Consider the following 21,679-nt stretch of genomic DNA (forward strand, 5'->3'; position numbering starts at 1 on the left):
CATAGATAATATTAGAATGAAACAGTTTTTATCGATATTCCTGCTGATCTGCTGCACTGGGCCTGTGTGTGCCCAGTGGCAGATACAGCCCACACCCAACGATACCCTACAGCCTGTACGCAATCTGGGGGGTGGCAAGGTGGCTTTTAGTATCTATGCGCCTAATGCCAAACAGGTTGGCTTTGGCGGCGATGCGATGCCTTGGGGTAAGCCTTTGCAGTTTACTAAGGCCGATAATGGTGTGTGGACAGCTGTCGTCAGCGATGTAAAGGATGGCGTTTATCGCTACAATTTCACTGTCGATGGCGTGAAAGTGCAGGACCCCAAGGGCGCTCTCTCAGCCGAGACCTCAGCTCTGGCCAATATCGGCGATGGCAAACAGTTCTACGATATGCGTGCCGATGTGCCTCATGGTGCTTTGGCGCAGCGCTATTACTTCAGTAAGCCGTTGAAAGCCTTGCGCCGTCTGCATGTATGGACTCCCGCTGGCTATGAGAAGAGTGCCGACAAACTGCCTGTACTCTATCTGATTCATGGTGGTGGCGATAACGATGCCTCATGGCCTGGTGTGGGTTGTGCCTGCAATATTCTCGATAATCTGTTGGCCGAGGGTAAGATGAAACCCATGGTAGTGGTGATGCCTAATGGTTCAATTCCTGCTAAGAACCTGATGGACGAAGTACCCTTGTTCGAGCAGGATCTGGTGACTAGTATCATTCCGTTTATCGAGGATAACTATCGTGTGGTTGCTGATAAAGCTCATCGTGCGATGGCTGGACTCTCAATGGGAGGTATGGAGACGATGGAGACCATCCTTAACGATAACGATAAGTTTGCGTACTTCTGGGTACTCAGCGCAGGCTGGTTCCCTGCACAAAAGGAACAGTTCGAGGGCTATCGTCAGCGTCTGAACAAAGCAGCTGCCGGTATCAAGAAGAACGTGTGTCAGCTGGTGTTCACTCAGGGTAATCCAGAGGATATCGCCTATCAGAATGGTTTGGCTACGCTTAAACTTTTTGATGCTGCCAACATCAAATATGAGTATTATACAGCCCCAGGTGGTCATACCTGGTACACCTGGCGTAACAACTTACACCAATTAGCTCAGAGATTATTTAAATGAATAACGAATAGTGAATAATTAAAACGTATGAAAAAAGTAATGATGACTTTAGCGCTGGCAGCGATGTGCTGTGCTGGCGCTCAGGCACAAGAGAAGCTCTTCCAGAGTGCCAGTGTTAAATCTCCTGTTGTAAACAAGGACGGAACAGTAACATTCAACCTTTTTGCCCCTAAGGCTGTGAAGGTAGAGGTGACAGGTGATTTCCTGCCCACCCAGCAGATCGAGATTCCTGGTTATGGCAAATACGATGCCCCAGGTGTAGCTCAGCTGAAGGAAGGTAAGAATGGTGTGTGGAGCTATACTACTGACAAGCTGGCTCCTGAAATGTATAACTATACCTTCAATATTGATGGTATGACTGGTGTGAAAGACCCTGCTAACATCTATGTGAACCGTGATATCGTTTCTTTTACCAATATCTTCATTGTCAGCGAAGAGAAGGGCGACAAGGGTGATCTGTATAAGGTGAACGAGGTGCCTCATGGCAACCTCTCGAAGGTTTGGTACAACAGTCCTACGCTGAAGATGCAGCGCCGTATGACCATCTACACACCTGCTGGTTACGATAAGGGTGGTAAGTATCCAGTGCTCTATCTGTTGCATGGTGCTGGTGGTGACGAGAATGCCTGGAGTGAGCTCGGACGTGCTGCACAGATTCTTGATAACCTGATTGCTACTGGTAAGGCTAAGCCAATGATTGTGGTGATGCCTAATGGTAATCCTAACTGTCAGGCTGCTCCTGGTGAGTGGTCATGGGGTATGTACACTCCTGGATTCCGCGATGGTGGTACAGGTCCTACAGCTCCTGCTGCTGCTTCTATTCCAGAGAGCTTTATGGATATCGTAAACTATGTAGATGCCAACTATCGTACCTTGAAGGACCGTTCTCACCGTGCCATCTGCGGTTTGTCAATGGGTGGTGGTCACACGTTCCACGTAAGTCTGCTCTATCCTAACAAGTTCGACTACTACGGACTGTTCTCTGCAGGTCTGCACTTGGATAATGGTACATTCGAGGCTTCGTTTGCTAAGCAGATTGAGAATAGCCCCACCTTCGCTCAGCAGAGCGCAAAGCTCTTTGGTAGCAAGCCAAAGCTCTACTGGATGGGTATGGGTAAGACCGACTTCCTGTATCAGAGCACAGTTGACCTGCGTAACTACTGGGACAGCAAGGGTTATAAGTATGAGTATGTTGAGACTGATGGTGGTCATATCTGGCGCAACTGGCGTATCTATCTGACCATGTTTGCTCAGAAGATCTTTAAGTAATCCTCGCTGAGGATATCTTCAAATAAGAATCATAAACCCTCGCTCAAACGGGCGAGGGTTTTCTTATTTCTTGTGTTTGTCGATTTTCCGAAGGATAAAGTTAAAAGCTTCGAGACCTACCAGCACCAGTATGGTTGAAGCAATAGAGAGAACATACATACCGCCTCCACAAGCCAAACCGATGGCAGCAGTAACCCATAGACCAGCAGCGGTGGTCAGACCACGCACCACATTCTCGCTCTTATGGAAGATGATGGTTCCGGCACCAATGAAACCGATTCCGGAAACGACTTGAGCTGCTACACGCGACACATCCCAACGGTGCTCTGGGGTGTGCATAGCTCCTTCGAAGCCGTAGGCTGATACTATCATAAACAGGGCAGAACCTAAAGCAACAAGGAAGTGGGTACGTAATCCTGCTTCTTTGGCGCGATATTCACGTTCCAAACCAATGGCACCACCAAGGAGTGCTGCCACAAAGATACGCAATACAAATTCCAAATTCATGTCCATAATTATAGCTTTTTGCGATAGCAACGGTGACGGCGGTGAATCGTGGTCTCAAGATACTGCCACTGTGAGAGGACACCTTCGTTGGTTTCCATCTGTGGTCCTGTCTCAGCCCATTTGAAGCCATAGCGCTTGAACTGATGGATGAGATCGTCGAAGATGAGGGCATTGGCACCTTTGCCACGATAATCGGGCAGTACGCCAATCAACAGCAAATCGACGGTGTCGGTGTTGTGCCACTTCAAAGTCTTGAAGAGTTCCCACCACCCAAAGGGGAGAAATCGACCGTCGCGTGTGCGCTGAAGTGTTCGGGAGAAGGATGGGAAGGTTACACCAAAGCCCACCATTTTATCGCCATCCATGATACCGGTAACAAGGTTCATGTCGGCTATCTTGATATAATCGTTTACCAGCTTGTCTATCTGATGCTGAGAGAGTTCGGAGAATCCGTAGAGATCCTTATAGGTAGCATTGAGAAGATGGAACACTTCGCGCCCCCAACCACCGCTAACTAACTCCTTGCGTGTGAACTTGCGTACTCTCAGACCATAACGCTTGCGTACCATCTCGGTAACCTTGGCAAACTTGGCGGGTACTTCCTCAGGCACTTTTACCTTACACTCCACATAGTCGTTGTCCTTGACAAAACCATCCATCTGCTCCATGTGCTGAGGGTAATATGGATAGTTGTAGTTGATATACATGGTTGCCAACTGGTCGAAACCTTCAATGAGCATACCTTCGCGGTCGGTATCGATAAATCCTAACGGACCAGCAATCTCCGTCATACTCTTGGCCTTGCCCCATTCCTCAACGGCTTTCAGCAGAGCTTGGCTCACTTGCATATCATCAATAAAGTCGAACCAACCGAAACGTACCTGTTTGCATCCCCAGCGCTCGTTAGCGCGATGGTTGATAATGGCAGCCACGCGTCCTACTATCTCACCATCCTTATAGGCCAGAAAATACTCTGCTTCACAACATTCGAACGAGGGGTTCTTGTCGCGGCGCAGTGTTGCCATCTCGTCGAGATAGAGATAGGGCACAGCGCTATCGCAACCTCGGTATAGGTCGTAATAGAACTGTATGAACTGTTTCAGTTCCCGTTTGGTTTCAACCCTTTTTATCTTAATCATGGTTGCAAAAGTACGATAATTATTCGAAACTTACAAACAATTATTAAGTTTTTTATAATGCTTCAATGTATTCGTAAAGCTTTCTGTAGAAGGGGTGGCGCGTCAGGGTAGAGGCATCGGCTAAGATGATCAGTTTCATTCTGGCACGGGTGATAGCCACGTTCATACGTCGTAGGTCGCGTAGGAATCCGATCTGTCCATCGTCGTTCGATCTCACCATAGAAATCATGATGACATCGCGCTCTTGTCCTTGGAAGCCGTCAACGGTGTTGATACTGATAAGCCCCTTGAATGGCTTGAAGAACTCACGTTTTTTGAGTTGCTGGCGCAGATACTGCACTTGGGCGCGGTATGGGGAGATGACGCCCACATCGATACGCTCGTTGAGAATGCGTTCTTTGCCAATCTTCTCGAAATATTGTTGCAGCGCCAACATGGTAAGTTCTGCCTCTGCCTTATTGATACGGCCAAAATTCTCGCCAACAAATTCCTCTTTGAAGGAGATGCCACTGTCCTCAGGGAAGTCGAACTGTGAGGTGTCGATCCACGTCATGGGTACATCAAGATCCAGGATACTACGGAACTTTACGTCTGGCGCACTCTCCACCTGATTGTTGTAGAACCAGTCGCTTGAGAATCGCATGATTTCCTCGTTCATGCGATATTGCATCTTCAACAGGGTTACTACCTCTGGCTTGTTCTCTACAATACGCTCCATCAGCGTCTTGCCTAATCCTGCTTTCAGGGCTGCATAACATTTCACCGTTGGCGGCAACTGACAATGGTCGCCTGCTAAGATCACTCTCGAGACCTTGCGGATAGGAATCCAGCAGGCAGCCTCGAGTGCTTGGGCTGCTTCGTCTATGAATAAGGTACCAAACTTCTGGCCGTCGAGAACGCGACTTGTCGATCCTACCAGCGTACAGGCGATGACGCGTGCCTCGCTGAACAGGTCGTTCTTGATGCGCATCTCGAGTTCAGTAGCGCGTTCTTTCAAGCGTTCAACCTTCTGGTGGTATTTCTGGTCGCCTTTCTTGCGATTGCCTCTGACCTCGCGAATGGCCTTTCTCAGTGCCCAAAGCATCTCATAGTCAGGATGCGACTCGAAACGTCGCTCATAGGTAAACGATAGCATTTTGTCGTTCACACGGGTGGGATTGCCGATTCTTAGTACATTGACGCCTCTGTCGACCAGTTTCTCTGAAATCCAGTCGACGGCCATATTGCTCTGTGCGCAAACCAGTACCTGACTCTCGCGTCGTAGCGTCTCGTAGATGGCTTCTACAAGAGTTGTGGTCTTACCTGTTCCTGGAGGTCCGTGTACGATGGTTACATCTTTGGCTCTCAACACTTTGTTTACTGCATCTTCTTGAGTGGCGTTGAGGTAAGGGAAGTGAAGGGCACCAAAACTGAATGTCTCGGCTTTGACTCTATTGTAGAAAAGGTCGCGCAGATAGGCTAGTCGTCCTTTGGCGGCAATGACCTTGTCAAGCGCATTGAACATCATTTTGTAGCTGGTCTCGTCGAAAAACAGTTGTACGCCAAGGTTCAGTGTGTTCTGTATTTCTATCAGTCCCATACCATCAGGTACGCATATCACCATTCTATTGCCATCCACATAGCTGACGGTGGCCGACTGCTTGAAATAGTTGATGTTATTTTTGATGTCTACACTGAAGAATACAACAGGCTTGCCATATTCAAAGTTGTGTTCAATCTCCTCGTCGGTGGTTTCGCGGAACACCTCTATCACTTTCTGGTTCAGCGAGTTGAAATAGATTTTTCCGATAGTGAGCGGGAACCAGACGTCGCCACGTTTTATCTTCCGCTGCAGTCCCATCTGTTCCGTCTGTTGGCGGAATTCTTCTTTTTCAGCTTCGTACTCCATCTGGAGCAATTGCCGTTGTTTTTGTAGTGCCAATATAGGCGAATCAAGTTGTTTTTCCATAAACGCTGGTAAAATTACAAAAAAACTTGTAATCTCGTATCACCATAATTAAAAAAGTAGTAACTTTGCAGCCGAAATGAAACAGATATTGTTGATTAATGACGTCGTAGGTTATGGAAAGGTCGGCATGGGTGCCATGTTGCCTATCCTGTCGTACTTAGGTATCCCTACCTATAGTCTGCCTACAGCACTCGTGTCGAATACACTCGACTACGGTAAGTTTAATATTCAGGATACCACCGAATACATCCGTGGAACGTTGCCTGTATGGAAGGAATTGGGTTTCGGCTTCGATGCCATCTGTACAGGACTGATGTTCAGCGATGAGCAGGCTAAACTGGTGGCTGGCTACTGCAAGGAACAAGGCGAGCAGGGTACAACGGTGTTCGTAGACCCGATTCTGGGAGATGGTGGACGACTGTATAATGGTATGACGGAGCGTCAGGTGGAGCTGATGCGTGAGATGGTATCAGTGGCTCACCTCACTTTCCCAAATTATACAGAGGCCTGTTACCTCACCAATACACCTATCAAAATGCAGGGAATCAGTTGGGAGGAGGCTGGCGACTTGTTGGATAGATTACGTAAGATCGGTACTAAGTCGGCGCTGATAACGAGTTGTAAGGTTGATGGCCGTAATGCGGTAGTGGGCTATAACCACTACGACGATAGTTATTTCCACTTAGAGTATCACGAGATTCCAGGTCTGTTTCATGGTACGGGTGATATTTTCTCTGCTGTGCTAATTGGCCATCTGCTGAATGGTGAAACACTGAAGGTGAGCACACGTACAGCTATGGATACGGTGTTCCGCATGATTGAGCGCTACAAGGATACTGATGATAAGAATCGTGGTATCCCAGTAGAAAAATGCCTCGACCTGCTATGAGGTTGCACCCCCTCAATTCCAACATACAAAAACCAGAACGGTTCACCTGGCCTTTCTGCTACGAACCTCATCCGCTGTGTTTGTTGGCTTGTGAGGAGGTGAAACATGAGATTGAACGAATAGCTCCCCAGGAAGGAAAGATGTTTGGGGTGCTGGTGGTGGAGGCGGAGGTGTCATTAGGTTTCCTGGCTGCATATTCTGGCTTGTTGGAAGGTAGGAATGACTGGGAATACTTTGTTCCGCCAGTTTTCGATGCGCAACAGCCTGATGGATATTTTAAACAGAAAGAACGTGAGATATCTGCACTCAACCAACATTCTGCCAACGGCAACCAAACCCTCAACCGCCAGATGTCGCAGGAGCTGCAATTATGGCTTTTTCGGCAGTATCGGATGTTGAATGCCAAGGGTGAGGAGAGGGATTTGGTTGATATCTGGCGCGATTATCATCAGAACCCGAAGATTCAGAAGAAATTTCCATTACCACCTGGAGGTACAGGCGATTGCTGTGCCCCCAAATTATTGCAATATGCTTACCAGCATCATCTGAAGCCTGTATGCATGGCTGAGTTCTGGTGGGGACCTTCGCCACAGAGTGATATCCGTCATCATGGTGAGTTCTATCCGGCTTGTAGAGGAAAATGTAAGCCTGTGCTTACTTGGATGCTCCAAGGACTGGATGTAGATCCTGATCCAGAGCATTCCGGCTTCCTGCACCAAGGAATAGAGATTGTTTACGAAGATGAACATTTGGCGGCTGTATATAAGCCGGCAGGTATGCTGAGTGTGCCAGGTAAAGCCGATGAATACTCGGTAGCCACGTGGGCACAGGAACGCTGGCAGGGAGCCATGTTGCCCCATCGTCTGGATCTGCTCACGTCTGGTATCATGCTGGTGGCTAAAACACCTGAGGTATACCGCCAACTACAGAGTCAGTTTGCTGCGCGAACCATCAAGAAGAAGTATCTGGCGGTGGTAGAAGGAGAGGTGAAGGAGGATCATGGTATCATCGACCTGCCGCTGAGCAGCGATCCACTCAACCGACCTCGTCAGATTGTGGATCATGAGAACGGCAAACGGGCTATCTCTGAATATCGGGTGATGGAACGCGGCATGCGTGACGGGCGCCCTATTACCGTACTTGCCCTTTATCCCCATACTGGTCGTACACATCAGTTACGCATGCATTGTGCCCATCAGGAGGGACTGGGGTGTCCGATAATGGGGGATGAACTCTATGGGCATAAGGCCGACCGTTTATACCTACAGGCTGAGACCATCGCGTTTGTGCACCCCGTCTCCCAAAAACGAATGCGCTTTTTTTGCCCTTCCGACAAAAAAATATGGTGAATTCCGCTATAATCTGCTGATATTTTGCTAAATTTGCAGACAAAATTTAAAAAAATGTGTCGCATGAGATTATTAAGAGGTCTATTAGTAGTGGTGCTGAGCGTTGTTGTGCTTAGTGTCTGTGCACAGGCAGACAGTCGCAAAGGTCATATCAATGGCATTCTTTATCAGTTAACATTTAATATACCTGAGCAGGCTACGGACAAGGTGACAGGAAAGGCTGTTATTACCTTCGACCTCAGAACCAAGCAGGATGTAGCGCTCGACTTCCAGGGTACACCAGATGAAGTCATCGTCTATAAGGCCAACAAGAGTAAAGCTAAGAAGGCAAAAGTAAGGATTGAGAATCATCAGATAGTAATTCCTGGCAAGATGTTCAAGGCAGGTGCCACTAATAAGGTTGAGATAGACTTTGTCTGTCAGGACAAGGCCTTGTCGCGTAGTGGTAACGTGGTCTATACTCAGGTTCAGGCCGATGAGGGACGTGCCCTTTTCCCTTGTTTCGATGTCGAGGGCATGCGTGCTCAGTATCAGACCACAATTAATGCTCCCGCCGGATGGAAATCGGTGTCGGTAGATATGTCTGAGAAACTGGTGCCATCTGATTATATGTTCGTGACGGGTAAGTTCGACGAGAAGACATCGTCAGTAGATGGGCGCCATCTGCGTGTGCTCTATTCAGAGAGCACGCCTGATAAAGAGGCTGATATTGATGATGTGTTCAATGAGGTGGCCAAGTCGATGAAGTGGATGGAAGGTTATACAGGCGTCAGCAACCCTTATGAGAAAGAGTGTGTCATCTTTATCCTGCCGAGTCTGGAGTTGGGTGGACTGGAGCGTCGTGGCTCTATTGCCTTAAGCGATAAAGCGGTTTTCTTAGGTAAGAAGCCCTCGAAGGAGGATCTGCTGAAGCGTACTGCCCTGATAGCCCACGAAACATCGCACATCTGGTTTGGTAATATTATTGCTATCGATGAGCCTTGGGCTAAGGAGGTGCTGGCAAATTTCATGGCATCGAAGATGACACGTAGCCAGTACAGAAAGGGTGAGTTTGAGATAAACTTTATAAACAGCTATATGAGCCCTGCTATGGCATTGGATCGTACGGAAGGTGCCCATCCTATTGCCTGGGAGGTGGATAATCCCCACGATCCTGTGTTGTTTTACGATCATATCAACTACGAGAAGGCGCCTGTCATGATGCGTATGCTGGAGGAAGAGATTGGTGCTGAGGCTATGCAGAAAAGCTTGCAGCAATGTCTGCATGACTACTATATGGGGCATGTCGGCTGGGATGAGATTGTGGAAATGCTCGACAAACAGGCACCAGGAGCAGGTGTGCGTCAGTTCTGCGATGTCTGGGTGAAACAGAAGGGTATGCCTGTCATTACCACGGCTTATAAGAACGGACAGGTGGTGGTGACACAGACCGATCCTTACGGACGTGGTCTTTTTTGGCCACAGAAATTCGAGTTGAAGGTAATCAGTAACTTAGGTGTGTCGCAGGTCATCAAGGTGGATATGAAACAGCCCACGATGACTTTCAAAGTGAAGGGTGGTGAGCCTGGCTATATCGTGCCCAACCAGGATGGCCGCGGTTATGGACGATTCACGTTGGATGATCATTATGTACAGATACTGCCCATGCGATTGATCATTACCCGTAATGACTTGAATCGCTATACCTTGTTGAATCTGATACATGATAACTATCTGCAGGGCAAACTGACACCTTCGCACTTTGGCGAACTGTTCCGCTTCCTGGGACATGAGAAGAATCCGCTCATTATGGAGACGGCTATCAACCAGATGCATAAGATTGCCTCCGACCTTTCATTGCAGCAGCGTTATACCTTGGAACTGGTGATTATGGATCTGTTGGGCGAGAATAGAACTAAGGACTGTCGACAGCTGGTTCTGCGCAAACTGGGCACCAGCGCTATCTCGCCTGAGGTGCTGAATAAGCTGCAGACCATTCTGGATCGTCATGACGAAACGGTGCTCGACGAGCACGACTATATGGCGATAGCCTATCGCTTGGCTATTACCCGTCCAGAGCGTCGCAAACAGATACTTGAGAAAGAACGTGATCGCCTGATCAGTTCTGGTAATCAGGAACTGCTTCAGGAGTTCGACTTTGTGAGCAAGGCCACACATCCTACTGCAGATGCCCGTGTGGAGGTGTTTAAGAGTCTGCTGAAGGCAGAGAACCGCGTGAACGAGTCGTGGGTTTTGAATGCTTTACGCTTGTTGAACTCGGATGTGTTTGAGCCACAGAGCAATGTGTACATCGTAGAGGGACTGAAGGCGTTGCCAGAGATTCAGAAGACCAACAGTCTGGCCTTCCCTATGCGTTGGGTCAATACCCTGATTGCGCCCCACAAGAGTGAAGAGGCCAAGATTGAGATCAAGAAGTTCCTCGATGGGAATGCAGACTTCCCTGCCAATCTGAAGAACTATATCTATGAGTCTTCTTGGGTGTTGATGAACCAGGTTCCTTATATTGACAAGACTCCGAAGCCGGCACCTGCTCCTGTAAAGAAGACCACAACCAAAAAGAAGAAATAACAGAAAGGTTCGATGGCTATTGTAACGTGATAGCCATCAAACCTATAACCACATCATTGGATAGTGTACGTAGAGTGAGTGCCCTCAGGCGTTTCTGAGGGTTTAGCGGCATGATTAACAACTGCCCGGCTCCGTTAGGAATCTCACGTCCGTATTCGCCTTGCAGACTGACTATCTGGCTCAGATCGCGACTGACATCGCCTGTGCCGAAGCATACACGATAGGGGCGTGGAGAGGGGGCATTAAATGCCTTGCCGTCTATGTAATAATCCTGCTCGATAGGGCACCAGTTGTCAGGATTCCTCAGCGCTAAGGTATCGGCTGTTCCATCGGTATAGGTTACTTTAACCTGTCCGTTGTCTATTCTGCTCTGCATGTGGTTGGTAGAGCCTGCCATCAGCAGATAGGCGCGACTGGCCTTGCCTTTTAATGGTATGTCGATGGCGTCAGGATAGTTTTCCCAAAGACTGGTATAGACAATGTTATGGCCTTGGGTTGGTGTCTTCATGGGTACACCAGCCAGGTTGAAGATGCCTTTCGATACCTTGCTGCGGAATACAGAGTCGTTAATCTCTGCTGTTGTCTTTGGGTGGCACCATTCGCCAATGCCTTGTGTGGGAATCTGCAGGGTGGTAGTCTGAGGGCGAGGGCTGAGGTACTTGTTCTTGAAGATGTCGCTCACGTTGGCGTTGAAATGTCTGCTCAGGTCGATGGGTTTGAAGCGTTTACCCAATTCAATCTCGCCCAGCCCTAACTCGGCGATAGGAGATTGTTCGGCTACTTGGAAGGTGGTATCGCACCCCATATCCTCAAGCTCGTATTCAATCACCTGCTTTGGCTCGCTTGTTCCTGCGATGTCGTGATATGCTCCCTTTTTACTGTTCACCCTGACAATTATCTGCAACGCCTGCTTGAAATGCTGTTTGATGGCCAGACGTACCCTTTGCCCCTGCCGTGTGTACTGATACTCCAGATAGGGTGTCTTGATGCTTGCCTTCTCCCAATCATCGGGGAATGCCGGACGGACGATACATTGGCCATAAAGAGCCTGTGGAACAATGCCGAAGAGCCCCTGGATCAGCGTGCGACTGCTGATGCCGATACAATCGCCGAAGTCGCGATAGCATTCGCCACGAGCAGCATCGTAGTGGCTTATCTGTCCAAAGTTGGCAGGACTCTGTCCGTAGTACATCTGGTCGAGTATGTTGGCTTTCATCAGTTGGTAGCCCTCGTTGGCGCGCCCTGCCTCGAAGTAGGCCTGGGCAGTATGCATCACCTCGGCAGCGGCTACGTTGTTGATGCTCCACGAGTAGGGCATCCAGTCGCTGGTGGCGATGGTCTGATAGCCTGTCTGTTCGACAGCGATATGCGGAATGTGCTGATCGATATATCGTGTGGCTTGGTAGGCCTGTGCCGGACTGCTGGCTCCACAGTCGATAGGGGTGTAGATACTCCATATGGCTGGGTGGTCGTGCGTGCGTTTCAGCCCCATAGCATCTTGATATTCGGCCCAGACGCCTTTCTCTTTCAGCCATAACCGCTGGTTCATGGCCCGTAGTATTGCCTCGGCTTCCTGCTGATAGGGACGTGGGTCCTGCCCTATCAGTTGGGCTATTCTGGCTGCCAGTTTGTTACCGCGGTAGTTGTAAGCCGAGCTGTGGGTGACGGCACCACCGCTATAGTAAAGGGCATCGCTGGCCCAGATGCAGCAGTAGGCATCGTACAGGTGGTCGCCATCGGGGTCGTAGTTACGTTTCTCCCATGCCAGGTGTCGTGTCAATACAGTCCACATCTGGCGCATATAGGCCGTATCAGCATCGTATTGGAAATGCCAGAGCAGTTCGTCGATATAGTTCAGGTTCATGTCGTAATGATGCATCTGATCATTGCGCTCGGGATTGCGACAGATATAGCCGTTGGAGTACATCTGTGTGCCCCATTTCTTTTCAGCGCGGGCCATATTCAGCACGCTATCCTGAGAGGGATGCGGAATGGTGGCTGGCACGTTGGTGACTTGGCTCCTGGCGTAGGCATCGAAGTGACTGATGGCGCGCTCGTTCCAGCCAAGCACATCGCCCAGATAACCTGCTCGCCAACCTGCTAACGGCATGCGCCAGCCGATACAGCCGTGCAGCCACGTCTGACCGTCCCAATCGCCATCGGCAGCCAATACCAAGGCTCCACCAAGTGTGTTGATATATGGGTCGGGGGTATCGAACTGAATGCGATGCGAGAGCTGACGATAGTGGCGCTCTGCGGCCTTGAACAGTTGCTGCCCTTCGGCTTTTCCTAAGGTCTTCATTACGTTCAGCTCTACTTGCATGTAGGCTGTTGTATCGTTGAGTGTTACTTCTGCGGTCTGAAGCACCTCGCCTTTTGGCTCGAGTACGCCGGGCTTGTCGGCGCCGATATCGCCATTGCGTGAAAGCTTGGGTTGAACGATATCAGCTACCAATGCCTTGATGTGGGCGCGCCCCTTGAGTGCTACTGAATGGAATGCCCAGATGGCGCTTTCGCTATCAGGCAGGGCAATGACACGGATGTCTAACTGGGCTTTGCCCCAACGGCTGTCGCATAGCTGGTAGGTGCGCTGACCCTCTGTATAGTTAGCTGTGCATGGGGTAACAGCCTCTAACGGATAGCTATGCCCGTCAATCTCTGCCACGAATCGGATATTTCTGTGGTATCCCTTCTTCACCACAGCAAAGATAGGACGGTCGCTGGTTTCCAGTCGCCAGTCGCTATGGCTGCCGTAAAGTGCTCGTGTGTAACGGTTGTTGCCATTCTTACAGACGAAAGCTCTGCCTTCGCCAGGCTCGTATTGTAACGTGCGAGGAGAGGGCTCGCCATGCGTCTGCGCCATAGCCGCTATACTGATGGTGAGGAGCCATAGGATAAAGATTTTCTGCATGCTACCTTTTTTTATAATCTTACCACACTTTTTATATTCCAGACTTTGAAACTTACATTTCAAACTTTGCAATTTGCATTTCAAACTTTGCAATCTACATTTCAAACTTTGCAATCTACATTTCAAACTTTGCAATCTACATTCCCACGCTTTGGAATTATCTTCTACGGCGTGGAGCGGAATTTTTCTGCCGCAAAGGTAACGTTTTTCTCCGTTCCTGACAAGTTTTTCAAGGAAAATACAAAAAAATGGTCTCAAGAGAAATCTTGAAACCATTGTGTGGACCAGCCAGGGCTTGAACCTGGGACCTCCAGATTATGAGTCTGTTGCTCTAACCAACTGAGCTACAAGTCCGATGCTTTGCCTAAAAAGCGGTTGCAAAGGTACGTGAATTTCTTTAAATATCCAAATTTTTAAGAGGAAATAACTAAAAATCATTGATTTGTAAAGCTAAATTGGGGATTTTTGAGTAACTTTGCGGCCAATTATGAAGATAATAAACGATATAGATAGCATTCAGATGCCTTGTGAATGCACTGCTACCATCGGTGTGTTCGATGGCGTGCATCGCGGTCATCAGCACCTGATTACGATGATGATGGCCGAAGCCAGGCGGAAAGGTACAGCTTCGATGGTGATTACCTTTGATCGCCAGCCACGCGAGGTGTTTGATGCTACGTATCAGCCGCAGGTTTTATCGACACTCGACGAGAAGCGTGCGTATGTCAGTCAGTTGGATGTTGATTATCTGGTGGTGCTGCCTTTTACACGTGCGTTGGCCTCCCTGACGGCTCAGGAGTTCATGCAGCAGATATTGCGTGAGAAGCTCAACGTGACAACATTGGTAACGGGCTATGACAACCGTTTCGGCAAGAATCGCACAGAGGGATTCGATGACTATGTAGTGTATGGTCGTGAATTAGGCATGGAGGTGCTACGAGGCGATGCCGAGATGATGACTGATGGTAGCTGTGCTGTCAGTTCTTCTGTGATCAGGCAACTGCTGACAGAGGGTAGAGTAGAGCAGATGCCAGCCTGTATGGGGCGCTACTATCAGCTGTCGGGAACGGTGATGCCGGGTGAGCATATCGGCAGTACACTTGGATTCCCAACGGCAAATCTGGAACCGGGAAATCCTCATAAACTGATTCCTGCATCGGGGGTTTATGCCGTATGGGCCAGTATTGGTGACGCTCCGAAGAAGGCTGCTATGATGAATATTGGTACCAGACCTACTTTTAAAGGACACCATACCACCCTTGAGGTGAATATTTTTAATTTCGAGGGTGATATCTACGGGCAGACGGTGACCATTGATTTTGTGGCCCGGCTGCGCGAGGAGCGCCGTTTCGATTCGCCTGAGGCGCTGGTCAAACAGTTGGAAGAAGACAAAAAGCAAGTAGAACAGATATTAAACCAGACAAAATGAAGAATGCAATAATCTATACGATAATTTTTGCCTCAATACAGTTTGTGATGGGAGGCATAGTGATGGGGGTGTTTAAGCTGATAGGACTTGATCCGATAGGATCGGTGAGTCTCATCACAGGTAGCATCCTGTCCAGCATATTGGCGTTTGCATTGTTTATAATATGTAAGTGGGCGGAGGTTAGTCCGCATTGGCTGCGCACTCGTCCTTGGACGGTACTGCTGTGGACTGTGGTGGCATCGTTAGGTGCACTCACACCATCGATATGGTTGCAGGAGATGCTGCCTGAGTTGCCAAATGTAGCCGAAAAGGGTTTGGAGAGCATAATGGGCAATCGCTTAGGATATGTAGTGATAGGGCTGCTTGCACCATTGGTAGAGGAACTGGTTTTTCGTGGAGCTATATTGCGCAGTTTGTTGCGCTGGCATCATAATCATTGGGTGGCTATTGCCATATCTGCTCTGCTGTTTGCTCTAACTCACGTAAATCCTGCACAGATGCCGCATGCATTCTTGATAGGTATGTTGCTGGGCTGGATGTACTATCGCACAGATAGTATCATACCTGGGGTGGTGTATCACTGGGCTAACAATTCGGTAGCCTATGTGATGTACAACATATCGATAGCATTATACGGTACGGGTGATCCTACGCTCGAAGATATGTTCGGCTCAAGTGTATTGTTGTCTGTAGGATTTTCGTTGCTGATAATGCTGCCGGCGATATATCAGCTTAACCTCAGAATGAAAAAGTAACCCCAAGCGTATAGCATTGAAGAAGGCTGCAGCCCCATTGTAGTGGGAGTGCAGCCTGAACTTCAGCGTTAGTATTTCCTGAAAATTTGAGAGAAATGAACGAAGCTTCACAGCTTCTTCTTCCTAATTGTTTTACTTGTTTTTATTATAAAGAAAGCATAGAAAAAAATATCTTATTCAACGAGGGTGGTTCGCTCCGTATTTCCAACCTTAATCGTGTCGGTGATGTTCTCGGCCTGAATGGTACCAAGTGAGTTAACGGAGTCTGTTACCTGCTGCTGATGGAATTTGGCATAAGCCTCTTTGGGGTCGTCCCATCCACGGTCCCAAGGTGCCTGAGCGGCATTGCCTAAGGTCAGGATGATGGCTACGACTGCGGCAGCACGGAATAACGGCATGAGGCGTGAGGTAAAAGTGATAATCTTTGCCTTAGGCTGCTCAATGCCCACCTTCTCAAGTATACGGGTGTCAAAGTCATCGTCCAGTGTCTCCTTCTCCTGCTGGAGAGTAAACAGCGCTTTGTACTGCTGCAGGCAGGCAGGAACATCATCCTGACTGAAGAATGTGCGCAGTATAGACTCTTCTTGGAGTGTGGTCTCACACTGCCAATAGCGTTCCAATAACTGTTCGATGTACTTATAGTCCATATTTCTCTGATTCTATATATTTCTGTCGGATGGCTTGTCGAGCTCGGAAGATGTTGACTTTCACCTGTTCTTCGCTGATGGCCATTATCGACGCAATTTCTTTATAACTCTTGCCTTCGAAGTCGCGTAGTTGCATAACGCTCCGCTGTTTCTCTGGCAGCTCATTGATGAGGCGGCGTATCAACTCAACGCGGTCGCGCTGCATTGCCTGCTCCTCAGGGTTGGAGGCGTAGCTGCTGTCAGGCGAATCATGCTCGCCTTCTTCCAGACTTTGGTTCTGGTTTTCCAACTTTCGCATTCTGTCGAGCGACAGGTTGCGGCAGATAGTAAGACAAAAGGATTCTATTGATTCGATGTTCTCCCATTGCTCTCTGCGGTTCCAGACCTTAATCATCGTGTCTTGTACTACATCCTCTGCCTCTGCAGGGTTGAGGGTGATGCGGAGGGCAAGCCTGTAAAGCTCGTTCTTCAGCGGCAAGATGTCGTTTTGAAAACTGATCTTTTTCATCCTCTTCTTTTTATATGACGATTAACCTGGGGCAAAAGTTACAAGTAAAACGGAAAAATTTATAAAATTGTTGTGCCGCTTGTTCCATCAATGGCTGTGGCGAGGGTGATAATCACACGATTGACACCTGCATCGATAGCGCTAAGCGCATTTTCAATCTTAGGCAACATACCGCCACTGATGGTACCGTCGGTCTTATACTTCTCGAAGGCGGCACGTGTGATAGTTGGTATCACAGAGTTGTCGTCATCGGGATTACTAAGCACGCCTTTCTTCTCGAAGCTGAAGATCAGGGTGACATCGTAATATGTGGCTAATGCCTTGGCCGTCTCGCTGGCGATTGTGTCGGCATTGGTGTTCAGGATGTGTCCTTGCCCATCGTGAGTCAGCGGTGCCATAACAGGCGTAATGCCTGTCTCGATGAGCTTGTTCAGCATCTCGCCGTCGGCCTTGTCTACATCGCCTACAAAACCAAAGTCGATACCGTCTTTGATGGGACGTTTATGACTGCGTATCACATTGATGTCAGCTCCCGTCAGGCCAAGGGCATTTACACCATTGGCTTGCAAGCGTGCCACGAGGTTTTTGTTGACCAATCCGCCATAAACCATCGTTACTACGTTAAGCATTTCAGCATCTGTGATGCGGCGTCCACCAACCATTTTTGACTCGATGCCCAGACTGGCAGCTACCTGAGTAGCTCGGCGTCCGCCGCCATGGATCAGTACTTTACGCCCTTCGATGGCGCTGAAATCTTTTAGTAACTGGTTGAGCTGGGCTTCGTCTTCAACAACGGCCCCGCCAACTTTGACGATTGTGAGTTTCTGTTTCATGTTCTATTCTATAATGTTTACGACTGTCCAATGGCAGTATACTGATGTATGATGCCATCAGCCAGATACGCATTAGAGTCATTGGCACCATAGATGGTGTCGTAGATAAGTTTAACTTCCTCGCGATTGCCACCGTGTTTAAGCGTCCATACGATGCAGAGGTTCTGCAGACCCACGCTTTCTGACAGGATGTCGAGATCGGTTATAGCCAATTGCGACAGCGCTAACTGATAAGCTGTATCGCTGAGTTCATCGACCATAGCCTGAACCTCGCCAAGCGACTCCATGCCGAAATGCTCAAGAACAGGGAGAAAAGGCATGAGTGAGGCTGGGAATAGCTCTGCTTGATTGACGGCTGCAATGCGTTGATTGAGTCGATCAAAGGGGCGTAGATCCAGATAGCTGCGGAACGAGTCGGTAGAGAGCGTTACTTCGTTCAGATTACCTGACTTGACTAACGTCTGAATCTGGCGGCGATATTCCGTCATGGTGGTGCGTAGCCGACTGAATTCATCGTCGGCCAGTTCGAGCATACCTGCCAGACGACTGAACTGGCGGCGATACTCAGGTGGCAGTTTTACTGCCCCTTTATAGCCTATGTCGTGTTCTATAGCCGACCAAGTGTGTTGCAGGGCAGTACGTATCTGAATCTCGAATGGTATGCTCCCCTCGTGCAGGCGGCAGATGTAGTGGAGTGAGTTATAGCCGAAACTGGTAAGCTGATGTAGCTTGCGTTTGTCTACTGAGTTGTTCCAATCGATATCGAATAGCTGGCTGACAATAGCGGCAACCTTGTCAACATCGTCGGTGTAGAAGGTAACGATACGTAGACCAACCAGATCGGTAATGTCGCTGAGTGAGCGGTATTTCTCGCCTTTTAGCTCCAGTTTGCCTGCTAACGACTGCTCAGTTTTCACACGGTGTTCTATGCTATTGAGCTCGATGCCCTGATGACGTAGCGTCGTTTGCAGCAACTCAAAGACCTTGTTTTCAAGTTGCTGCAATTCAGGTCGCTGGTTGTGGAACTCCTGCAGCAATGCTTCGCAATGAGGCGATAGTCGCATTATTTAAACTCGAACAGGTTGATGAAGCCCGTCATTGCGAACACCTGACGGAGATCTTCGTTAAGACCACGGAGGAATACATGGCTGCCTTTGGGCTTTGCTGCTTTAAGTAGGCCAAGGAACAGGCGCAGACCACTTGAGGAGATATACTCAAGGCTGGTGCAGTCGAGGATAACATCATGACCGTCACAGTTGTAGAGAGGTTTCATTTCTTCTTCGACTTTTGCTGAAGCTGCTGTGTCGAGACGACCTTCGAAATACATGACGAAGTTCTTGTCTTCTTCTTTAAACGTTGTTTTCATAATGATAATTTATTGGTAAATTTTTTGCGGAGCGTCAGGACGTTCTTTCCGTCAATACGCTCATAGTTAATTGTATCCATAATCTGTCGGATCAGGTGGATGCCTAATCCACCGATACTTCGTTCTTCTGCAGAGAGTGTAGTGTCTACTTCGCTCTTGGCAGTAGGGTCGAAAGCGGTACCATTGTCGCTGATGACAAATTTCAACCGTTCATCGTTTGCTTGTGCGGCAATGTAAACATCGCCTTTCACGCCAGCGGGGTAGGCATAATTCATGACGTTGACTACTGCCTCTTCGATAGCGAGGTTTAGTTTCATCGTCGTACTCATGTCGAATCCAACGGCCTCGCAGACTTCATCTACGAAAGCGTTAAGCTGGGGTACTGTCTGCACATCGTTAGGCAGAGTGATCTGATTTTGATAACGCACGTCGAGTTGCTTTTTGGTGTATTGTATTGCTAACATGGTTAAATCGTCACTTTGTTCTGCGCCGTCAACAAAAGACTGTACAGCCAGTCTCATCTGATCTATGACGGCATGTGGTGCACAACAATATGATGCCTGAATGCTATTCGCCTGATTGAGAATGCGATCCATGCCGAATAGCTCGTGACGATTGTTTTCGGCTTCACTTAGTCCATCGGTAAACAGGAATATTGTAGTTTGTGGCTTAATCATGACCTCCTGGACGCTGAATCGCCAATCGGGCATAACACCTACGGGGATGTTTGAATCGCATGGTAACGTTTCTACATGAGCCGTTTGGTCGAAACTGACGAGTAACGGTGCATCGTGGCCGGCATTACAATATCGCATACGGCCTGTTGGCAAATCGAGTGAACCTACAAGGAGTGTGACAAACATGTTAGAGTCGTTGCCATCGGCCATGGCATCATTAATCGTGGTAATGATGCGGTCAGGTGCCGCCTCATGGGCAGAGACGGTACGGAACTGGGCACGGGTAACAGCCATTACCAGAGAGGCAGGTACACCCTTGCCGCTGACGTCGCCTATGCAGAAGAAAAGTTTCTCGTCGCGGATATAAAAGTCAAACAAGTCGCCACCTACAGATTTTGCAGGGGTTAGTTCGCCATAGATATCGATATCATTACGATCAGGATAAGGTGGGAAAATCTTGGGCAGCATCGACATTTGGATGTCACTGGCCACACGTAGCTCACTTTCAATGGATGCCTTAGAGGCTGTAGTCTGCTGTAGTTGAGCAATGTATTTGGCTATTGAATGCTGCATATCGTCAAAAGAGTCGCGTAGATGACTAATCTCGTCTTTTGAATCGAATACAGGTAGTTCTACATCGAAGTTACCTCGTGAGATCTCTTTCGTTTTTTCTGATAACAAGCTGAGTGGCCACAACTGTGAGCGGATGATATAGTAAAGCGATAAGGATATCGCAACTACTAATATGGCCAGTAGCAGAAGCATATAGGTTCGCAAACGGTTGGGACCTTCCAGAATCTTGTCTTCAGGTAGTGTGAAGCAAATAGACCATTGTACGCGGTCGACGGGCGCGTAATAGACAATCGAGGAAGAAAAGACTTGCCTATTTGACTCATTCTGTAGCTGACCTGACATGTCAACCGTATCTGTTCCATCTTGCCAACTCAGCATTTTTCTGGTCATCTCAAGGAATGTGGAATCGTGTTGCTGTCGTGCTTGATCAATCACATTAATTGATTGGACCCAATCTGTATTCGGATGGCAGATATACTGTGAATCGCGCCCTACAACAAATACGGTGGAGTAATCGTAGGGCTTGGCTTTGTCTACCAGATTCTGTACCCAGTCGAGTGAAACATCGGCACATAGTACTGCGTAAGTATGCCCCGTCTCGTCGTGAAGTGGTACGGAATAGGTAACCATAGCACGTTTGGTCGACATGGAGTCGATATAAGGCAGGCACCAATAACCCTTGTCGAGTTTGTTGGTATAAATCCAGTTACTATCTGTTTCCAGATAGCAGAAGTCGTTTTCCGGGCCGCCTATCTCATCTTCTTCAAAGGTATCTTTGGCTGTTCGATAAATGGTTGGTGCAAAATAGCGGTCATTATGTTCAAAGTAATTAGCCTCATAAAGCAATGTTACTGCTGCTATGTCCTCATTGGCCTCAATGAGTCGTTCCATCAGAGGGCGGCATAGTGTTTCATGAGGCGCAAACATGTGAGCGTAGGATGCTGCTGTGTTGACAGCTGTCTCAACATTTGACAGACGGTTGTCAATCACCTTGATGGCACCAGTCATAGAACGACCTGCCTGGCGGTTCACTTCTGTGATGACGATGTTGCGTACATAGTTCATCTGCCATAAGCCTGCCGTGAGCAGGATGACGGTGATGACTACAAGCACAAGGCATGTGGTACGCGCTGCTACCGACTGGTTCAGAATTTTTGATAATCTGGCTTTCACATGCTCCATACATTA

The 21,679-nt window shown here is 48.5% G+C and carries 17 protein-coding genes and 1 tRNA gene; 7 read left to right on the top strand and 11 right to left on the bottom strand.

Going from position 1 to position 21,679, the window contains the following annotated elements; all coding sequences use genetic code 11:
- Positions 1–16 precede the first annotated feature (16 nt).
- On the top strand, positions 17–1,123 hold the full coding sequence (locus tag T495_RS0103215) for an esterase family protein (protein ID WP_033147546.1): 1,107 nt from the start codon (positions 17–19) through the stop codon (positions 1,121–1,123).
- 27 nt (positions 1,124–1,150) lie between these two features.
- Entirely contained in the window at positions 1,151–2,392 is a 1,242-nt protein-coding gene (locus T495_RS0103220) for an esterase (RefSeq protein ID WP_033147547.1), read from the top strand.
- A 63-nt stretch (positions 2,393–2,455) separates the two neighbouring features.
- Here T495_RS0103220 and T495_RS0103225 read toward each other — a convergent pair whose 3' ends face one another.
- From T495_RS0103225 to T495_RS0103235, 3 genes are read right to left on the bottom strand one after another with little or no spacing between them, the layout of a single operon-like run.
- Positions 2,456–2,905, bottom strand: a complete 450-nt coding sequence (locus tag T495_RS0103225) for an MgtC/SapB family protein (RefSeq protein WP_028902836.1) — start codon at positions 2,903–2,905, stop codon at positions 2,456–2,458.
- A 2-nt stretch (positions 2,906–2,907) separates the two neighbouring features.
- On the bottom strand, positions 2,908–4,038 hold the full coding sequence (locus tag T495_RS0103230; RefSeq protein ID WP_028902837.1) for a hypothetical protein: 1,131 nt from the start codon (positions 4,036–4,038) through the stop codon (positions 2,908–2,910).
- A gap of 52 nt (positions 4,039–4,090) precedes the next feature.
- Positions 4,091–5,986, bottom strand: coding sequence for an AAA domain-containing protein (locus tag T495_RS0103235; protein ID WP_033147548.1), 1,896 nt, complete (start codon positions 5,984–5,986; stop codon positions 4,091–4,093).
- A 76-nt stretch (positions 5,987–6,062) separates the two neighbouring features.
- Here T495_RS0103235 and T495_RS0103240 point away from each other — a divergent pair, with 76 nt between their 5' ends.
- The 3 genes from T495_RS0103240 (at position 6,063) to T495_RS0103250 (ending at position 10,792) form a co-directional block, all read left to right on the top strand.
- Positions 6,063–6,875 carry a bifunctional hydroxymethylpyrimidine kinase/phosphomethylpyrimidine kinase gene (locus T495_RS0103240; RefSeq protein ID WP_033147549.1) on the top strand — a complete coding sequence of 271 codons (813 nt, stop codon included), beginning with the start codon at positions 6,063–6,065 and terminating at the stop codon, positions 6,873–6,875.
- Positions 6,872–8,224 (top strand): RluA family pseudouridine synthase, encoded by a 1,353-nt coding sequence (locus T495_RS0103245; protein WP_033147550.1) that lies wholly within the window; start codon positions 6,872–6,874, stop codon positions 8,222–8,224. The genes T495_RS0103240 and T495_RS0103245 overlap by 4 nt, the downstream gene beginning before the upstream one ends.
- 63 nt (positions 8,225–8,287) lie before the next feature.
- Positions 8,288–10,792, top strand: coding sequence for a M1 family aminopeptidase (locus tag T495_RS0103250; protein ID WP_197020329.1), 2,505 nt, complete (start codon positions 8,288–8,290; stop codon positions 10,790–10,792).
- Positions 10,793–10,808: 16 nt separating this feature from the next.
- On the opposite strand, the gene T495_RS0103255 is transcribed toward T495_RS0103250, so the two are convergent.
- On the bottom strand, positions 10,809–13,703 hold the full coding sequence (locus tag T495_RS0103255; protein ID WP_033147700.1) for a DUF4450 domain-containing protein: 2,895 nt from the start codon (positions 13,701–13,703) through the stop codon (positions 10,809–10,811).
- Between the two features lie 280 nt (positions 13,704–13,983).
- Positions 13,984–14,057 (bottom strand) — tRNA-Ile (locus tag T495_RS0103260).
- Positions 14,058–14,190: 133 nt separating this feature from the next.
- Here T495_RS0103260 and T495_RS0103265 point away from each other — a divergent pair.
- Complete coding sequence (locus T495_RS0103265) at positions 14,191–15,132, top strand: bifunctional riboflavin kinase/FAD synthetase (protein ID WP_033147552.1); 942 nt, start codon at positions 14,191–14,193, stop codon at positions 15,130–15,132.
- Complete coding sequence (locus T495_RS0103270) at positions 15,129–15,887, top strand: CPBP family intramembrane glutamic endopeptidase (RefSeq protein WP_033147553.1); 759 nt, start codon at positions 15,129–15,131, stop codon at positions 15,885–15,887. Before T495_RS0103265 ends, T495_RS0103270 begins: the two co-directional genes overlap by 4 nt.
- A gap of 173 nt (positions 15,888–16,060) precedes the next feature.
- Here T495_RS0103270 and T495_RS0103275 read toward each other — a convergent pair whose 3' ends face one another.
- From T495_RS0103275 to T495_RS0103300, 6 genes are read right to left on the bottom strand one after another with little or no spacing between them, the layout of a single operon-like run.
- Complete coding sequence (locus T495_RS0103275) at positions 16,061–16,534, bottom strand: hypothetical protein (RefSeq protein WP_033147554.1); 474 nt, start codon at positions 16,532–16,534, stop codon at positions 16,061–16,063.
- On the bottom strand, positions 16,524–17,042 hold the full coding sequence (locus tag T495_RS0103280; RefSeq protein WP_028902869.1) for an RNA polymerase sigma factor: 519 nt from the start codon (positions 17,040–17,042) through the stop codon (positions 16,524–16,526). The genes T495_RS0103275 and T495_RS0103280 overlap by 11 nt, the downstream gene beginning before the upstream one ends.
- 59 nt (positions 17,043–17,101) lie before the next feature.
- On the bottom strand, positions 17,102–17,875 hold the full coding sequence (gene argB / locus T495_RS0103285; protein WP_033147555.1) for an acetylglutamate kinase: 774 nt from the start codon (positions 17,873–17,875) through the stop codon (positions 17,102–17,104).
- A 17-nt stretch (positions 17,876–17,892) separates the two neighbouring features.
- Positions 17,893–18,939, bottom strand: a complete 1,047-nt coding sequence (locus T495_RS0103290) for a GTP pyrophosphokinase family protein (RefSeq protein ID WP_033147556.1) — start codon at positions 18,937–18,939, stop codon at positions 17,893–17,895.
- Positions 18,939–19,241, bottom strand: a complete 303-nt coding sequence (locus tag T495_RS0103295) for an STAS domain-containing protein (RefSeq protein ID WP_028902872.1) — start codon at positions 19,239–19,241, stop codon at positions 18,939–18,941. Before T495_RS0103295 ends, T495_RS0103290 begins: the two co-directional genes overlap by 1 nt.
- Positions 19,238–21,664: a SpoIIE family protein phosphatase gene (locus tag T495_RS0103300; RefSeq protein WP_197020330.1), complete on the bottom strand. Its 2,427-nt coding sequence runs from the start codon at positions 21,662–21,664 to the stop codon at positions 19,238–19,240. Before T495_RS0103300 ends, T495_RS0103295 begins: the two co-directional genes overlap by 4 nt.
- Positions 21,665–21,679: the final 15 nt, after the last annotated feature.

The sequence above is a fragment of the Prevotella sp. P6B1 genome (genome assembly GCF_000702825.1).
Taxonomy (GTDB): domain Bacteria; phylum Bacteroidota; class Bacteroidia; order Bacteroidales; family Bacteroidaceae; genus Prevotella.

Excerpts from the sequence above, each read along its gene's own strand:
- T495_RS0103230 (WP_028902837.1), bottom strand. The coding sequence starts at position 4,038 with ATGATTAAGATAAAAAGGGTTGAAACCAAACGGGAACTGAAACAGTTC.
- T495_RS0103290 (WP_033147556.1), bottom strand. The coding sequence starts at position 18,939 with ATGCGACTATCGCCTCATTGCGAAGCATTGCTGCAGGAGTTCCACAAC.
- T495_RS0103235 (WP_033147548.1), bottom strand. The coding sequence starts at position 5,986 with ATGGAAAAACAACTTGATTCGCCTATATTGGCACTACAAAAACAACGG.
- T495_RS0103220 (WP_033147547.1), top strand. The coding sequence starts at position 1,151 with ATGAAAAAAGTAATGATGACTTTAGCGCTGGCAGCGATGTGCTGTGCT.
- T495_RS0103270 (WP_033147553.1), top strand. The coding sequence starts at position 15,129 with ATGAAGAATGCAATAATCTATACGATAATTTTTGCCTCAATACAGTTT.
- T495_RS0103280 (WP_028902869.1), bottom strand. The coding sequence starts at position 17,042 with ATGAAAAAGATCAGTTTTCAAAACGACATCTTGCCGCTGAAGAACGAG.
- argB (WP_033147555.1), bottom strand. The coding sequence starts at position 17,875 with ATGAAACAGAAACTCACAATCGTCAAAGTTGGCGGGGCCGTTGTTGAA.
- T495_RS0103265 (WP_033147552.1), top strand. The coding sequence starts at position 14,191 with ATGAAGATAATAAACGATATAGATAGCATTCAGATGCCTTGTGAATGC.
- T495_RS0103240 (WP_033147549.1), top strand. The coding sequence starts at position 6,063 with ATGAAACAGATATTGTTGATTAATGACGTCGTAGGTTATGGAAAGGTC.
- T495_RS0103275 (WP_033147554.1), bottom strand. The coding sequence starts at position 16,534 with ATGGACTATAAGTACATCGAACAGTTATTGGAACGCTATTGGCAGTGT.
- T495_RS0103215 (WP_033147546.1), top strand. The coding sequence starts at position 17 with ATGAAACAGTTTTTATCGATATTCCTGCTGATCTGCTGCACTGGGCCT.
- T495_RS0103245 (WP_033147550.1), top strand. The coding sequence starts at position 6,872 with ATGAGGTTGCACCCCCTCAATTCCAACATACAAAAACCAGAACGGTTC.
- T495_RS0103255 (WP_033147700.1), bottom strand. The coding sequence starts at position 13,703 with ATGCAGAAAATCTTTATCCTATGGCTCCTCACCATCAGTATAGCGGCT.
- T495_RS0103295 (WP_028902872.1), bottom strand. The coding sequence starts at position 19,241 with ATGAAAACAACGTTTAAAGAAGAAGACAAGAACTTCGTCATGTATTTC.
- T495_RS0103250 (WP_197020329.1), top strand. The coding sequence starts at position 8,288 with ATGAGATTATTAAGAGGTCTATTAGTAGTGGTGCTGAGCGTTGTTGTG.
- T495_RS0103225 (WP_028902836.1), bottom strand. The coding sequence starts at position 2,905 with ATGGACATGAATTTGGAATTTGTATTGCGTATCTTTGTGGCAGCACTC.